This is a genomic window from Gilliamella apis (assembly GCF_002142155.1).
In the GTDB taxonomy this organism is placed as follows: Bacteria; Pseudomonadota; Gammaproteobacteria; order Enterobacterales; family Orbaceae; genus Gilliamella; species Gilliamella apis.
In genome coordinates this window covers 61,924-76,992 of record NZ_NASD01000012.1, presented here as the reverse complement: position 1 = coordinate 76,992, position 15,069 = coordinate 61,924, and the positions used below count along the sequence as shown (strand labels likewise).

Annotated in this window: 14 protein-coding genes, 1 tRNA gene, 1 pseudogene and 1 riboswitch; of the genes and pseudogenes, 5 read left to right on the top strand and 11 right to left on the bottom strand. The window is 34.6% G+C overall.

Going from position 1 to position 15,069, the window contains the following annotated elements:
* Window positions 1-519: 519 nt before the first annotated feature.
* The 3 genes from B6C84_RS07215 to B6C84_RS07205 all read right to left on the bottom strand — a co-directional run bounded on the left by B6C84_RS07215 (window position 520) and on the right by B6C84_RS07205 (window position 1,361).
* Window positions 520-595 (bottom strand) — tRNA-Lys (locus B6C84_RS07215).
* Window positions 596-699: 104 nt separating this feature from the next.
* On the bottom strand, window positions 700-1,014 hold the full coding sequence (locus B6C84_RS07210) for a DMT family transporter (protein WP_086320514.1): 315 nt from the start codon (window positions 1,012-1,014) through the stop codon (window positions 700-702).
* Window positions 1,015-1,037: 23 nt separating this feature from the next.
* Window positions 1,038-1,361: a DMT family transporter gene (locus tag B6C84_RS07205; RefSeq protein WP_065579175.1), complete on the bottom strand. Its 324-nt coding sequence runs from the start codon at window positions 1,359-1,361 to the stop codon at window positions 1,038-1,040.
* Window positions 1,362-1,970: 609 nt separating this feature from the next.
* Here B6C84_RS07205 and B6C84_RS07200 point away from each other — a divergent pair.
* From B6C84_RS07200 to B6C84_RS07190, 3 genes are read left to right on the top strand one after another with little or no spacing between them, the layout of a single operon-like run.
* Entirely contained in the window at window positions 1,971-2,627 is a 657-nt protein-coding gene (locus B6C84_RS07200; protein ID WP_065579176.1) for a nucleoside recognition domain-containing protein, read from the top strand.
* Window positions 2,620-3,093: a YjiG family protein gene (locus B6C84_RS07195; RefSeq protein ID WP_034902524.1), complete on the top strand. Its 474-nt coding sequence runs from the start codon at window positions 2,620-2,622 to the stop codon at window positions 3,091-3,093. The genes B6C84_RS07200 and B6C84_RS07195 overlap by 8 nt, the downstream gene beginning before the upstream one ends.
* Window positions 3,094-3,107: 14 nt before the next feature.
* Entirely contained in the window at window positions 3,108-4,208 is a 1,101-nt protein-coding gene (locus B6C84_RS07190; protein ID WP_086320515.1) for a M20 peptidase aminoacylase family protein, read from the top strand.
* Window positions 4,209-4,250: 42 nt separating this feature from the next.
* On the opposite strand, the gene ribB is transcribed toward B6C84_RS07190, so the two are convergent.
* The 6 genes and pseudogenes from ribB to eco all read right to left on the bottom strand — a co-directional run bounded on the left by ribB (window position 4,251) and on the right by eco (window position 10,638).
* The gene (gene ribB, locus B6C84_RS07185; protein WP_086320516.1) at window positions 4,251-4,889 is read right to left on the bottom strand and encodes a 3,4-dihydroxy-2-butanone-4-phosphate synthase; all 639 of its coding nucleotides are present in this window, start codon (window positions 4,887-4,889) and stop codon (window positions 4,251-4,253) included.
* A gap of 147 nt (window positions 4,890-5,036) precedes the next feature.
* A riboswitch (FMN riboswitch) is annotated at window positions 5,037-5,175 on the bottom strand.
* A 108-nt stretch (window positions 5,176-5,283) separates the two neighbouring features.
* A complete protein-coding gene (locus tag B6C84_RS07180) occupies window positions 5,284-6,042 on the bottom strand; it encodes an ABC transporter permease subunit (protein ID WP_081299972.1) in 759 nt (252 codons plus the stop codon).
* A gap of 243 nt (window positions 6,043-6,285) precedes the next feature.
* Window positions 6,286-7,161 (bottom strand): annotated as a pseudogene (potH, locus tag B6C84_RS07175) (putrescine ABC transporter permease PotH); the annotation flags it as partial.
* A gap of 321 nt (window positions 7,162-7,482) precedes the next feature.
* On the bottom strand, window positions 7,483-8,619 hold the full coding sequence (potG, locus tag B6C84_RS07170; protein ID WP_217332069.1) for a putrescine ABC transporter ATP-binding subunit PotG: 1,137 nt from the start codon (window positions 8,617-8,619) through the stop codon (window positions 7,483-7,485).
* A 101-nt stretch (window positions 8,620-8,720) separates the two neighbouring features.
* The gene (locus B6C84_RS07165) at window positions 8,721-9,830 is read right to left on the bottom strand and encodes an extracellular solute-binding protein (protein WP_065579179.1); all 1,110 of its coding nucleotides are present in this window, start codon (window positions 9,828-9,830) and stop codon (window positions 8,721-8,723) included.
* Window positions 9,831-10,143: 313 nt separating this feature from the next.
* The gene (eco, locus tag B6C84_RS07160) at window positions 10,144-10,638 is read right to left on the bottom strand and encodes a serine protease inhibitor ecotin (protein WP_086354018.1); all 495 of its coding nucleotides are present in this window, start codon (window positions 10,636-10,638) and stop codon (window positions 10,144-10,146) included.
* 104 nt (window positions 10,639-10,742) lie between these two features.
* On the opposite strand from eco, the gene ydiK reads away from it, so the two are divergent.
* Both ydiK and pssA read left to right on the top strand, forming a co-directional pair.
* Window positions 10,743-11,795: an AI-2E family transporter YdiK gene (gene ydiK / locus B6C84_RS07155; RefSeq protein ID WP_065579181.1), complete on the top strand. Its 1,053-nt coding sequence runs from the start codon at window positions 10,743-10,745 to the stop codon at window positions 11,793-11,795.
* 122 nt (window positions 11,796-11,917) lie between these two features.
* Window positions 11,918-13,273 (top strand): CDP-diacylglycerol--serine O-phosphatidyltransferase, encoded by a 1,356-nt coding sequence (gene pssA / locus B6C84_RS07150; RefSeq protein ID WP_086320519.1) that lies wholly within the window; start codon window positions 11,918-11,920, stop codon window positions 13,271-13,273.
* A gap of 64 nt (window positions 13,274-13,337) precedes the next feature.
* Here pssA and B6C84_RS07145 read toward each other — a convergent pair whose 3' ends face one another.
* A complete protein-coding gene (locus tag B6C84_RS07145) occupies window positions 13,338-14,309 on the bottom strand; it encodes a sugar-binding transcriptional regulator (protein ID WP_065579183.1) in 972 nt (323 codons plus the stop codon).
* Window positions 14,310-14,590: 281 nt separating this feature from the next.
* Entirely contained in the window at window positions 14,591-14,941 is a 351-nt protein-coding gene (locus B6C84_RS07140) for a hypothetical protein (RefSeq protein ID WP_034902502.1), read from the bottom strand.
* Between the last annotated feature and the right edge of the window lie 128 nt (window positions 14,942-15,069).

The window sequence follows — 15,069 nt, the reverse complement described above, 5'->3', positions numbered from 1 at the left end:
TATTTGACATAACGCAACTTTTATTTGTCGTAAAATTATATTTATATTTTTGTAATTCTTTTAAAGCTATTTGTTTATTAATCAAACTATCTATATTAAATCCTTCTTTCAAATTTTGCGGGATCTACACCAACTAGCACTAATGTTTTAAATTCATCTATTTTTTCTTTTGCAAAAGCTAGAAAAATGTAAGGATATTTCACCAAGCTTAGCTGATTAGTCTTTTTTTGTATCGTGTCTTAAATATCTAAACCGTCAAATTTTTGTGTCATTTTTTTAACTTATATAGATAAACTATTACCATCACTTGCTTCATATTTTTTATATCTGTCAATTTGTTAGTTGCCGTAAGTATTCCCGCCGTATTTGTATACGTTTATATGAATATTGTTAGCGTATACAAAAACGTATACAAATGCATATGCAATTTGACGCAATTAAATGCAAGTAGTGCTTATAGTATAAAGTCTTATTCTAAAAGGGATTTTTAACAATTGAATATGAGGTTAAAAAAAAGAATGGTGGGTTGTGAGGGGATCGAACCCGCGACCAATTGATTAAGAGTCAACTGCTCTACCGACTGAGCTAACAACCCACTAAAGAAGTGTTGGTTATTGTATAGAAGTTTAGATTTTAATGCAAATACTCTAAAATAAAAATGACATAAAAAATTGATTTAAAAAAATAAATTAATTTTTATCACATCGTAAAATGCAAGCCTACAATACCAATAACAATTACAGTAAGACCAAATATTCGAGTGAAATTTTTCGGTTCTTTGAAAATAAACATATTAGCTAATACAGCACCTGAAGTACCTAGTCCTACCCATACTGGATAAACTATACTTAAATCCAGATACTTTAATGAAAAATAAAATAATGAAAACGAAACAAAAAAACCGCCCCAATATAGTGTTAATCGCAATAGATTTTTTTGTTGTGAATAAAGCTTAAGGCCTATTGCACCAATAACTTCAAATATTGCAGCAGTTAAAATAAATAACCATCCCATATCATAATCCAAATTTCAGTTAATTAGCTATCTGCTCGTTTAAGTTGCACAACGCCAATAATAATTAATGCAACAAAAAATATTTCAATAGGTTTGATTTCTTTACCGAATAAAAACATATCTATAACCAGCGAACCAATTGCACCGACGCCCGAAAAAATTGCATACACTGTGCCAGTAGGAATGGTTTTACACGCATTAGTTAAAAAAGTAAAATCAACAACAATTACCAATATAATAATAACCCAATGCCACCACTGACTTGCTGTAGTGAACCCAAATACCCAACACAATTCAAAAAAGCAGGTGAGAACAACAAATGCCCACTCTTTATTCCTGCTGTACATAATGACCTCATTATTTTTTTATTTTTAATTTATATTGCTTAATTTTGTCTTTTCATTAATGTGCTTAATGAAAACAAAAGACGGTTCGCAAACTAGAAGGCTTGCCACCTAAAGATTATGATGTTTATGCAGAGAAACAATTCAACTTTATATAAAATATCGATAATTTTGCAAACAGGTTATTGATACTTTATTACTATTTCTTGCCATATATTTATAATTCTATAATGACGGTTGCAAAATGGCAAGCCTTGAGTAATTGTTAATTACATGCTTTTAAATAACTTTCTCAAAAAATCATTAAAAATAGAAAGAAATATAGTACTTTTAACCCATATTTCTTACCCAACATGATCAGCTTTTATTGGGTTGATTCTGCCTTTAATACCAACGATAGTTTAGCTTTATTATTAATATGAATTAATGAATATAGACAATTTGAATTGTAAAAAATTTGCTGAAAGGGGTTTTTTTTCAATTAAATCAATATAGAATACTTCGCTTAGTGCTTTAATTCTTTTCGAAAGCAAAACAATTCAAGTACTTTAAACACAACTTATTTAATACTTTTATTAAAGAATAAGTCAGATAAATAAAAAGGAATAGACAATGTCAAAAAAATCGGACGATGAATTTAAAGTCGGCATAAAAGCTTATGTATCACTTATTGTGGCCATACTGTTTTTTTCCGGACTATTTTATAATGTAGATGGAAAAGCTTGGTTGGGGGCATTTGATTTTACTAGTTTAAGTGGTAAGTTTGGCACAATGCTCCATCCAGAGAAAAATACCTTCGTTGGTGAGGGTGGAGTTAGCGCCAGAGCCGGCTTTATTTTCGCTCTGTCATTAATCCCAACCGTTATGCTTGCATTAGGCGTATTAGAAATCTTTACCCATTATGGTACCATCCGTGCTGCTCACAAATTATTAACACCATTACTTAAACCTATCTTAGGTGTCCCGGGTAAAACAGGTTTAGCATTAATTACTGACTTACAAAGTACTGACGCTGGCGCGGTATTAACCAAGGAATTATATGATGAGAAGCAGATCACTAAAAAAGATCTGGTCATCATTAGCGCATGGCAATATTCTGGAGCCGGGTTAATAAATAACTATTTTTCGATTGGTTCAGCACTATTCGCTTCGATGTCTGTCGCAATATTTACGCCACTTGTCATTATGATTGTATTGAAATTTGTCGGTGCAATTTTAGTCCGCCTTGTGTTAAATTCAGTTTATAAAAAGGATTTTATCAATGAGTAATTCAAGCAATCAAAAACAGACTAACAATCCATTAGACATTTTTGTCATTGGTGCTCGTAAGGGCTTTAATATTGCCATTAATAATTTAATGCCAAATATCATTATGGCATTTGTTATTACCGAAATCCTAAAAAGACTTGGCTTAATGCAATTAATTGGTGAAGCATTTGCCCCAGTTATGGGACTATTTGGCTTACCTGGTGAAGCGATTACCGTTTTATTGACAGCTTGGTTATCAGCCTCGGCTGGAACGGGTGTTGCAGTAAATTTAATTAGTGGTGCTATTCTCACTGGTACTGATATCACTATATTAGCACCAGCTATTTTCTTAATGGGCTCACAATTACAATATATGGGCCGTCTACTTGGTGTTGCCGATGTGCCTAAAAAATATTGGCCACTATTAATGGTTAATAGTATTGTTAATGCGTTAATAGCTATGATCATTATGCGATTTATTGTGTGATAAAGGAGATATCTATGTCGAACGTACTCGAACACTACCACTATTTGCATCAAATTCCTGAGCTAGGATTTGAAGAAGTTAAAACATCAAACTATATAGCAAGTAAACTAGAAGAAGCTGGCTACAAAGTAACCCGTAATATAAATAATACTACAGGTATTGTTGCAGAATATGATAGTGGTAAATCAGGTCCTGTACTGGCATTACGTGCGGATATGGATGCCTTAGGACACATAATTGATGGCCAACATTGTGCCAGACACACTTGTGGTCACGATGGACATTCATCAATGTTATTGACCGCAGCACAAGAGCTTATCAAAGAAGGAAATATCAAAAAAGGTAAACTAAAATTGATTTTTCAACCAGCTGAAGAGTTAGGTTCTGGTGCATTGGCTATGATTGAAGGCGGTGCAATTGATGATGTTGATATGATCATAGGTTTACATGTTCGCCCTAAAGAAGAATGCCCTAAAGGCTTTGCATCAGCCGCTATGTTCTATTCGGCTTCAACCACAGTTGAAGTCAATATTCATGGTATACCAGCTCATGGGGCAAGACCTCATTTAGGCGTTAACGCTTTAGATGCGGCAACTATGGCGATTCAAGCAGTAAATACCATTCATCTAGCACCAAGTTTAACATATAGCGTCAAAGCAACACGTTGTATATGTGATGCCGGTGTAACCAATGCTATTCCGTCCGAGGCATATGTTTGTTGGGATTTACGCGCACCAACCAACCCAGCTATGGATGAATTAAAAGCCAAAACGCTCAAAGCGATTGAATTAAGTGTGGCATCTATCGGTGCAAAGGCTGATATCAAAGTATCAAAAGAAATCCCAGCAGCAGAAATAGATGATGAAGTAACTAAAATCATCGCTGAATCTATTACCGATGTACTCGGAAAAGAGGGATTGAAAGATCCTATTTTCACACCTGGCGGCGAAGATTTCTTCAATTATCCATGCGAAAGAGATGTAAAATCTGGTTTTTGGGGCTTAGGTGTCGATTTAACACCAGGTTTACATCATCCTGATATGACTTTTGATACATCAGCATTAGAAAATGGTGTAAAAATTACTAAAACTTGTGCTTTGAAGGTTTTAGGTTAAACAAAAAAATCCGCCGATTACTTCGGCGGATTATTAAAAACATTATAATAATTTACGATAGGCCACTATATCTTCAATGGTGACTACCGGTAGCTGATGCTGTTTTGCAAACGCAACAACTTGTGGCGCTCTAGCCATTGAACCATCATCATTCGTTAATTCACAAATCACTGCTGCTGGTTTATAGCCCGCTAATGCCACTAAATCCACAGAGGCTTCGGTGTGTCCCCGACGGTTTAATACCCCACCCTCTTTGGCAACTAATGGAAAGACATGTCCGGGATGATTCAAATCACTTGGTTTAGCGTCGTCGGCGACCGCAGCTTTTACTGTTGTGACCCTATCCGCCGCTGACACACCAGTGGTAACACCTTTTGCCGCTTCGATAGAAATAGTAAAAGCAGTGTGATTTTTACTAGTATTATTTGCCACCATCATCGGCAATCCTAATTTATCACAATAGGATTGTGGCATACATAAACAAACTATACCGCTACCATGACGAATAGTTAATGCCATTTGCTGAGTGGTAATAGTTTGCGCTGCCCAGATAATGTCACCTTCGTTTTCACGATCTTCATCATCCAAAACTAACACCCCAGATCCAGCTTTGATTGAAGCAATTGCTTTGTTTACTCGCTCTATTGATGTGCCAAATTCATTTAAATTAAACTGATTCATGGTAGATACCTATCCTGTTTTATTAAACTAATTATATTTATCCTTAATTATTATAAAGTTACTAAGTGATAAATATATTAAATACCAGAACCAGGGCAAGTGCTTGACCATAGTGATTTAGCTATAACGCTAATTATAGAAAAGATAAGTCACTCTCTTTCATCCAGACTTTAACTGTCGGCTTTGGAATCTCACCAAATCTGCTGTCCTTAATAAAATCGAATTTTACTAAGCGCTCGTGGGCTATACCACCGGTGGGGAATTACACCCCGCCCTGAGAATTTTGTCAGTAAACTGACTGTGCACACTATAATATAAAACGGCTAAAAAAACACGTATATTTTATAAGGATAAAAAAATTGCCGCAAAAGCGGCAATATAATTAATAATCAGATTAACGCATGCGAATTTCTCTTAAATGTCGTTTTTCGGCGCGACGCATCCAAAGCCATGAAATAAAGCCGATAATACCAACAATTATTAAAATAATGGTCGCTAAAGCATTAACTTGTGGGTCGACACCTAAACGAACCTTAGAAAATACTAGTTTAGGTAATGTCATTGCACCAGGTCCAGTAACAAAATTAGCAATAACCACATCATCAAGTGATAAAGTAAATGCCAATAACCAACCGGAAACCAGTGCAGGGGCAATCATTGGTAAAGTAATAATAAAAAATACCTTCAATGGATTCGCACCAAGATCTAAAGCTGCTTCTTCAATTGACTTGTCTAACTCTCGTAATCTTGCGCTAATAACAACCGTTACATAAGCGGTACAGAATGTTGCATGCGCCATCCAAATAGTCATTGCACCGCGTTCTTTTGGCCAACCAAGCACTTGTCCCATTCCGACAAATAGCAATAATAAGGCTAAACCAGTAATGACATCAGGCATAACTAACGGTGCAGTAGTCATAAACGAGAACAGGTTAGAGCCACGGAATCGTCTAAACCGAATGATAGTAAAAGCAGCTAAAGTACCCAGTACAATCGCTAATGAGGCTGCACCTGCCGCGATAGTCAAACTCAATCCTACTGCTTTGAGTAAAGTGTCATTATGTATTAACTCAACATACCATTTGGTTGAAAATTCTGCCCATACCGTCACAAGCCTTGAACTATTGAACGAATAAACAATCAGAATAATCATAGGGATATATAAAAAAGAAAATACTACTAAGAGAATCAATCCTTTTAAACATCTCACTAATAACGCGATTGTTACAATGGTTGTTAAGATAAGGCTAAATAGCAAGCATCCGACATACAGGCTAGCACTACCTAATAGCGCAAATCCTGATGCAGAGATCAAAACCGATAGCACTATTGAACCGAATAATGCAGCAATAAAAACAATCAATGCTGATCGTATGACTAATGGTAAATTATTCATTTATTTACCTCCCATTTCTCGGTTCTGGAACTTATTAAAGTAGTAGATAGGTACAATTAATATCAATAACATTACTGTTGCCACTGCTGACGCGGCTGGCCAATCGTGATTATTGAAGAATTCAGTCCATAACTGTGTACCAATCATTAGACCATCGGATGGTCCTAATAATTCTGGGATAACATATTCACCTACCGCAGGAATGAATACCAACATACCTCCGGCAATAACGCCATTTTTGGTTAACGGTACAATAATCTTGAAGAAGGTTTTAATTGGTTTACAACCAAGATCTAACGCCGCTTCAATCAACGTTGTGTCTACTTTACTTAATGAGGTATAAATTGGTAATACCACAAATGGTAAATAAGAATAGACAATACCGATATAAACCGCCAGATAGGTTTTCATTATGATTAATGGCTGATCTATAACCCCTAACCACATTAAGAAATTATTTAATAGACCATTAGGATTTAAAATTCCAATCCAAGCATAAACCCGAATTAGAAACGAAGTCCATGATGGCAAAATGATTAATAACAATAAAATATTTCTGGTTGACGGTTTACATTGTGAAATAGCCCAAGCCAAAGGGTAACCGATTAAAATACATAGCAATGTGGAAATTGCTGCAACTTTTAAAGATTGTAAATACGAGTCTAGATAAATAGTATCTTCGAGTAAATTAAAATAATTACCAAAGTTTAAAACAATATTAACTAGGCCATCTTCATAACTTAGCAGTTCAGTATAAGGTGGTACGGCTATCGCCACTTCGGAAAAACTGATTCGAAATACAATCAAAAACGGTAATAAAAATAGCAACAACATCCAACAATATGGAATAGCTATTACTAATAGACGGCCATAGAGTGTCATCAAATCAGAATCATCACGTTGTAGTCGCATCTTACGATAAGCATAATAGATCGCTACTAAACCTAATCCAGCAGGTATATATAAAATACTGCCGGCTATAATCAACCGATAAGCAAATTTAGATGGTTTATAATGTGCCAAATATGCGCCAACACATGATACTAATAAACTTAATACCATTGACGTAAATAACGCATCTAAAAACAGATTGTCAAATGCATTGATGGTTACAAAACGTAAATAAACACCAAGTAACACTAAGGCATTTAACAACAAACCCCATAAAATGGATCGCATCAATTTATCCTCTTGTGTTTATTCGGTCAGTACAACACAGCTATCAATTTCCCAACTTAAGTTGACAATATCACCCCAAGTTGGCATTCCTTTACGATAACGATGTTCGTTTTGTAGTTGAGCAATAATAATCTGTCCACTTTGTAATTTAACATGGTAAATCGACAGATCACCTAAATAAGCAATTTCAACCACTTCACCCGTTGCAACATTATAGCCATCGGCTGGAATTTCATCACAAAGTTTAATTTTTTCCGGTCTTAATGCGACTTGAATTGGCACACCTTCAACCGCCGGTGAATCGTAATCGACTTTTAATGGGTGTTTAATCATCGGACAACTGATAATTAATCCATCTTCTAAGGTCTCTTGTAAAATACCGTCAAAAACATTTACAGAACCAATAAACTCGGCACTATAACGGCTATTTGGATGTTCATAGATCTCTTCAGGCTCACCTATCTGCACAAACTGACCTTTATTCATAATCGCAATACGGCCTGCCATAGTCATGGCTTCTTCCTGATCATGGGTAACCATTACACAGGTTGCGCCTACTTGTTCTAGAATGCTAACCACTTCAAGTTGCATTCGATCACGAAGTTGTTTATCCAATGCGCCCATTGGTTCATCTAACAGTAGTAATTTTGGTCTTTTCGCTAAGCTTCTGGCTAAAGCGACACGTTGTCTTTGACCACCCGAAAGTTGATGAGGTTTACGTTTGCCAAACTGTTCCATATGAACAAGTTCCAACATCTCTTCAACTCTATGTTTAATTTCATTTTTATCTAATTTATCTTGTTTTAAACCAAAGGCAATATTTTGCTCAACCGTCATGTGAGGAAAAAGAGCATACGATTGAAACATCATATTTATAGGGCGATTGTAAGGTGGTACTTGAGATAAATCTTTACCATCTAAAATAATTTGTCCTGAAGTCGGTTGTTCAAAACCGGCAAGCATCCGCAATAATGTTGATTTACCACTACCCGAAGCGCCTAATAAGGCAAAAATCTCTCCGGTATAAATGGTTAAATTGACATCATCAACGGCATAATAATCATCATTAAAAACTTTAGTTAAATTTTTGATCTCCAATAATGGAGTTATCATCTTTTTTTTAGGCTGTACCTGATTTGTTGTTTTATCGTTCACGCTTTTTTCCTCATAACAACAAGCCAAAAAAAACGAGACGGAAAGATTTAAAACCCTCCCGTCTAGAATGTATAAGTCAATTAGTTGACATTTTCAAACGGTTATTTACCCGTTTTCAATTTTGTCCATGTACGAGTGATCACTCGCTCAAGTTTGGGTTCTTTCACCGTTAAAGTGAATAATTTTTCCATCACTTCTGGTTTTGGATAAACCGCTGGATCATTTCTCACTTCAGGTTTTACAAACTTATCGTTAGCAACTTTATTTGGACTAGCAAAGTTAACATCATTAGTAACCTGAGCTGCAATTTCTGGTTTCAAAATAAAGTTTAAAAACTCATGTGCTTCATCAGGATTAGCTGCATCTTTTGGAATAGCAAGGGTATCAAAGAAAACCAGTGCACCTTCTTTCGGGATGTTGTAATTAATATGAACACCATTATTAGCTTCGTTAGCTCTGTCGCGAGCTTGTAAAATATCGCCTGCCCAACCTAAAATTACACAAATATCGCCATTTGCTAAGTCAGTAATATATTGAGATGAATGGAAATAACGAATATTTGGTCTGACGTTTGCCAACACACCATAAGCAGCTTCTGTATAATCTTTAGCATCGGTGCTGTTTGGATCTTTACCTAAATATTGAAGAGCACTAGCAAAGATTTCAGTTGGAGCATCCAAGAATGCCACACCACAATCTTTAAGTTTTTCCATATTTTCAGGTTTAAAAACTAAATCCCAACTATCAACTGGGGCATTTTCACCAAGACGTTCTTTAACTTTATCAATGTTATAACCAATACCTGTAGTCATCCATACATATGGGATTGCATACTTATTATCGGGATCATGGTTAGCCATTAACTTCATTAAATTAGGATCAAGGTTGTTCCAATTAGGTAATTTACTTTTATCTAATGGTAGATAGATATCAGCTTTGATCTGTCTAGCTAAAAAACTGTCTGAAGGAGAAACCACATCGAAACCTGAATGACCGGCCATTAGTTTACCTTCAAGCGCTTCATTGGAATCATACACATCATAAACTAGTTTGATACCAGTTGATTTTTCAAAATCAGAGATTGTACTATTACCAATTTGACCTGCCCAGTTGTAAAAATGCACAACACGGTCTTTAGCTACAGCAGTTTGAGATAATGCTAGTGATACACCAGCGATGATTGAAAGAATTGTTTTACGTTGAGTAAACATGCTCACCACTTCTCCTCTAGTTAGGGATATTACATGTTAGACACAAGCCCATTGTTAAATACAACGGACCCCCAAATTTTACCATTATTATTGAATCTAATAATATGGTGAAACCGAGGTAATCAGGCAATCACAAGTCATTAATATAATTAATGAACATGTAGAGCTAACCTTGCATTACGTGGGATAAAATACCTTTTTTTTTCCAGATGTCTACTTAAAAAATCAAATATTCTAAGATTAAGGGCTAAGTGACTAGATTTTAATCAATCAACCCTTTTTTAGCTAGTTATTAACAATTAATTTACTTTTTTTATTCGGCGCTAGCTTGCAAAATTTTTGCTTCTGGTTGCCATACACGATATTTAACCGTTAAATCGTTTGGAACATAGAATACTAATGGTAATCGGCTGTTATAATTTAATAAACCTAACTTATGGTTGATAGAAACAAATTTATTCTCATTAGTACCTTCAGGGCAAGCCATCATAGTAGAGATGCTACCTTTAGCTTCTTCAACAACATAGTAAGAATATCCCCAACCTTTAAGCTCTTGTTCTTTAACAACTCCACCTAAACTTTGAGTATTGCAATCAACATTCATCTCTTTACCAATTAATATTTCTACTTTAGCGTTAACTTCATCTTTTAAGTTTGGTAAATGAATAACATAACGAGTAGAACCGGCTTTTGCATCCGGATATGGAGCAATTTCATTTAGTTTTTGAACCTCTTGCGGGGCTTTTTGCGTATTTGCGCAAGCAGATAATGCCACACTCATCAATGCTAATAATACTAATTTTTTCATTATTATTTCTCCAATAAAATTGTCTAACTTAATACGTCAACGTATGCTTTTTAGAACATAATGCGTATAATAACATTATCTAGATTAATGAATATGAGATAAAAATGCCAGCAGAAAAAAAAACTGATGATTTATTAAAATTAATTCTTAATTTACTTTTGATAGGCTTACTAATTGTTTTAACTTATCGAGTAGTCGAAGTATTTTTATTTGGCTTTTTTTGGGCAGTAATGGTGGTTATTGCAACTTGGCCATTAATGATCAAAATCCAAAAAAAACTCTTTAATAAACGTTGGTTATCTTTATTAGTCATGGCGATAATTCTAGCGTTTGTCTGTGTTATTCCTTTTATCTTAATAATTAGTAGTGTTGCTCAAAATGGTCATTATCTGGTCGAATGGGTTAGAACGTTATCGCATAGAGAATTACCTACCCTCGATTGGTTGGTCAATATTCCGATGTTTGGTGAAGAAGTTCACCAAAAATGGCTTGAGCTTATCAAAACAGATGGTTCACAATTAATATCCGATATTCAACCTTATATTGGCATCATGATTGGCTGGCTTTTAGAGCAAGTAACCAATATTGGAGTTTTTATTTTCCATGCCGGTGTCATGATCATTTTTAGTTTATTACTGTTTCTTAAGGGAGAAAGTATCACTAAATATGTTTATGTTTTGGCGAATCGTTTATCTAAACAATATGGCACTACAACAGTTACCTTAGCGGGCCAATCAATACGAGCGGTGGCATTAGGCGTAGTTGTCACTGCTATTACATTAGCATTAATTGGCGGAATGAGTTTTATCTTTACCAAAATGCCATTTCCAGGCATTTTAACGTTAATATTATTTATCTGTTGCGTTGCTCAAATTGGACCTGTTATTGTCATGTTAGGTTGTATCATTTGGCAATTTTGGGATGGGCATATTATATCAGGCATAGTTTTAATTGTTGTGGCTATCATTTTGACCACCCTTGATAGTGTAATGCGAGCATATTTGATAAAGAAAGGCGCCGATCTCCCCTTCCTACTTATCTTATTTGGGGTAATTGGCGGAATTCTAGCCTTCGGAATTATGGGTTTATTCATCGGCCCAGTTGTCTTAGCCTTAAGCTATAAAATTATTCAACAATGGGTTAATGAGCAAGCTTAAAACATATTTAGGTATATACGCTCAATTTAATGATAGGTTAACCTCGGAATAATAGGAGTATTATGTTCTGGCACAAATTGTGTTATTCTACACTTTGTGTCAGTTTTAATAATATTTAGAACATGCGAATACCCTTTATAAAATATAATCATCAAAAACATTTAAACGAATTAGCCAAGCTTGAACAGAAAGCTGAACAATATCAGATTGTTTATGATCCTAAAACCTATAGAGTTGCATTGCTTGAACAGATAAAAAAAGCTCAACATCGTATCTATATTGTTGCCCTTTATTTAGAACAAGATGAAGCTGGTCGCGAGATTCTTGATGCGCTTTATCAAGCTAAAACCCACCAACCAAACTTAGACATCAAAATTTTTGTTGATTGGCATCGTGCTCAACGGGGTCGAATTGGTGAAGATAAAACCAAAACGAATGCGCGTTACTATTATGATTTGAAACAACAACATCCATCTGTTGATATTCCGGTTTATGGTGTGCCAGTTAATCGTCGAGAAGTTTTAGGTGTATTACACTTAAAAGGATTCATAATTGATGATACTGTAATTTATAGTGGTGCTAGCATTAATAATGTTTATTTATATAAACTTGATAAATACCGTTATGATCGATATCACTTTATCACTAATAGAGTTTTAGCGGATACAATGGTGAATTATGTTAATGATAATTTTCTGCCACTTGATGGCGTTCAACGGTTGGATGTTAGTGAACATAAAACACGTAAACAAATTAAGTCAGAAATTAAACAATTACGCCAACATCTCATGGATGTTAATTATCAATATACGGGAAATAGTGATAACGAAACTTTATCCGTAGCACCAATTGTTGGTCTTGGCCGAAATAATCAACTGAATAAAATTATTCACCATCTAATAAACACGACTGAACAAAAAATCACATTTTGTACACCTTATTTTAACTTACCTAATATATTAGTGCGTGACATCATTCGTCTATTAAGAAAAGGTAAACAAGTTGAAATCATTATTGGTGACAAAGTAGCTAATGACTTTTATATTCCTGAAGACCAACCTTTTAATATCTCGGGTGGATTACCTTATTTGTATGAAATAAACTTAAGACGTTTTGTTGAACGGCTACAAAATTATATTGATAAGGAACAGTTAATCATTCGATTATGGAAAGATGCTGATCAAACCTATCACTTAAAAGGGATTTGGGTAGATGATGAGTGGATGATGATTACAGGTAATAATCTTAATCCAAGAGCTTGGCGTTTAGATCTGGAAAATGCCATACTTGTTCATGATCCTAAACATGAATTACAACAACAGATTAAACAAGAACTCACAACTATTCGTGAAAAAACAGCACTTGTCACCCATTTCCAACAAATTCAAGCTAGCCAATTCTATCCAAAACAGGTACATAAATTAATTAAACGTTTAAGCCGCATCAGAGTGGATAGAATTATTAAACGATTATTATAATTAAATTTGATCTAGATTAATCAAGGCTATTTGTAATGTGTTTACAAATAGCTTATTGGCTAAATTAGATTTTGTTTTGTTGTAAACTCAATATAGTTCTAGCGTTTGAAGCACTTGTCGCAATGATATCTATTACGCCCGACCGTAGTGCACCTAAAATTGCGGTTGCTTTAGTATTTTCCGAAGCAATAGCAATAACACATGGAATATTACGTAATTCTTCAATACTTAAACCAATCACTCGATCATTCATGGTTGTATCGACCGGATTACCATTGATATCAAAAAAACCATATCCAGCAATATCACCAATCACACCTTGGTTTAAAGTTGCGTAAGTGACTTCTTGCGGAGTAAACCAGCCCAACTGCACCATATAACAGTTTTCATTCATATCGCCAATACCAACTAAAGCAATATCAGCTTTAGCCGCTCTTTCTAATGTATCTTTAATAACTCGATTTTGGATAAATGCACGTTTAAGTTCACGATTTTCTACATAAGCTGGCGCGTATAAAGTCTCACTAGTTGCACTAAATTTTCTGGCTAAACTTCGACTAATGTGGTCAGCATCAATAATTTCCCCGACACGCTGAGTACCACCGATACCACAAATAAATTTACACTGTTTTTCAGGAAACACACCAACATGGCTGGCAATAGCAGCGACATTACGCCCTTGTCCCACAGCAACAGTCATACCATTTTTTAAAGTACTAGACAGATAATTCGATACCAGAGCAGCAACTTGTCTACGTTGTTCTTCTTCGTCTTGATGATCTAAAGCAATTAAAGCTCGTTTGATACCAAAATGGTTAACAAATTGCTGTTCAATACGAGAACTAAATATCGGATGATATTTAACACTTATTTCAACGATTCCTTCTGCTCTAGCTTTTTTTAGCAAACGACCAACTTTAATGCGTGAAAGACCAAATCGCTGAGCGATTTCTTCTTGAGTTTGTTCATACTCATAGTATGCAACTGCAATTTCTGTAAGTAATTCCGACTCTTGTTTATCTTCAAATACAACCATCAAGTTTGCCTTTCAACACTGTAGTAACTTCTTGCACTATGATAGATAATATATTACAAAATCGTCTAGCATGCCATGGATTAAGACCAATAAATAATTCAATAAGATAAAATATGATATTTTATTAAGTTTGATAAGAATGGAACAAATATAAATGATTGGTTATTCATGATAATTATGAAGAAATTTCAATTTATATTAAGCTAAAAAACCCCTTTCCTCAAAATTTTAATCATGAAAAAAATTAGCTGAATAGATTAAATACCAATTAAGAAATGATATTATTTTTCTGGAGTTTTTTCTTCTGTAATTTTTTTCTTCCGGGATTTTTGTTTAGTTAATTGTTTTTTTAAGCGCATTCTTGCTCTTGACTCAGCAAATAATCGATCTCTTTCAGCTTTCTTTTGCAGCTTCTGTTGCTGTTCTTTTTTTTCCCATTGCTTAACCTTCCATGTTGACCATATTTTAAACACTTGCCATAAAACAAAAAGCGAAACTACTGCAAGTATAGCTGCATACGGGTCGAAACCATCTTCATAGTTAATTCGAGTTAATACTATAACAGCATATACTGGCAAACTGGTTAGCAGAGATACAAGAACTAGTAGAATCGTATAGACATATTTCGGCATATGCTTATTTAAAATCCTTTTGTGAAGTAATTCTCAATCATAACTAATAAATTAAAATGTTAATATATAGTTTATTAATTAAATAAAAAAGTGGCTGTATTAACAGCCACTCAATATTTATAACAACC

Excerpts from the sequence above, each read along its gene's own strand:
- B6C84_RS07205 (WP_065579175.1), bottom strand. The coding sequence starts at position 1,361 with ATGTACAGCAGGAATAAAGAGTGGGCATTTGTTGTTCTCACCTGCTTT.
- pssA (WP_086320519.1), top strand. The coding sequence starts at position 11,918 with ATGCGAATACCCTTTATAAAATATAATCATCAAAAACATTTAAACGAA.
- B6C84_RS07200 (WP_065579176.1), top strand. The coding sequence starts at position 1,971 with ATGTCAAAAAAATCGGACGATGAATTTAAAGTCGGCATAAAAGCTTAT.
- B6C84_RS07145 (WP_065579183.1), bottom strand. The coding sequence starts at position 14,309 with ATGGTTGTATTTGAAGATAAACAAGAGTCGGAATTACTTACAGAAATT.
- B6C84_RS07165 (WP_065579179.1), bottom strand. The coding sequence starts at position 9,830 with ATGTTTACTCAACGTAAAACAATTCTTTCAATCATCGCTGGTGTATCA.
- ydiK (WP_065579181.1), top strand. The coding sequence starts at position 10,743 with ATGCCAGCAGAAAAAAAAACTGATGATTTATTAAAATTAATTCTTAAT.
- eco (WP_086354018.1), bottom strand. The coding sequence starts at position 10,638 with ATGAAAAAATTAGTATTATTAGCATTGATGAGTGTGGCATTATCTGCT.
- ribB (WP_086320516.1), bottom strand. The coding sequence starts at position 4,889 with ATGAATCAGTTTAATTTAAATGAATTTGGCACATCAATAGAGCGAGTA.
- B6C84_RS07190 (WP_086320515.1), top strand. The coding sequence starts at position 3,108 with ATGTCGAACGTACTCGAACACTACCACTATTTGCATCAAATTCCTGAG.
- B6C84_RS07195 (WP_034902524.1), top strand. The coding sequence starts at position 2,620 with ATGAGTAATTCAAGCAATCAAAAACAGACTAACAATCCATTAGACATT.
- B6C84_RS07140 (WP_034902502.1), bottom strand. The coding sequence starts at position 14,941 with ATGCCGAAATATGTCTATACGATTCTACTAGTTCTTGTATCTCTGCTA.
- B6C84_RS07210 (WP_086320514.1), bottom strand. The coding sequence starts at position 1,014 with ATGGGATGGTTATTTATTTTAACTGCTGCAATATTTGAAGTTATTGGT.
- B6C84_RS07180 (WP_081299972.1), bottom strand. The coding sequence starts at position 6,042 with ATGATTATTCTGATTGTTTATTCGTTCAATAGTTCAAGGCTTGTGACG.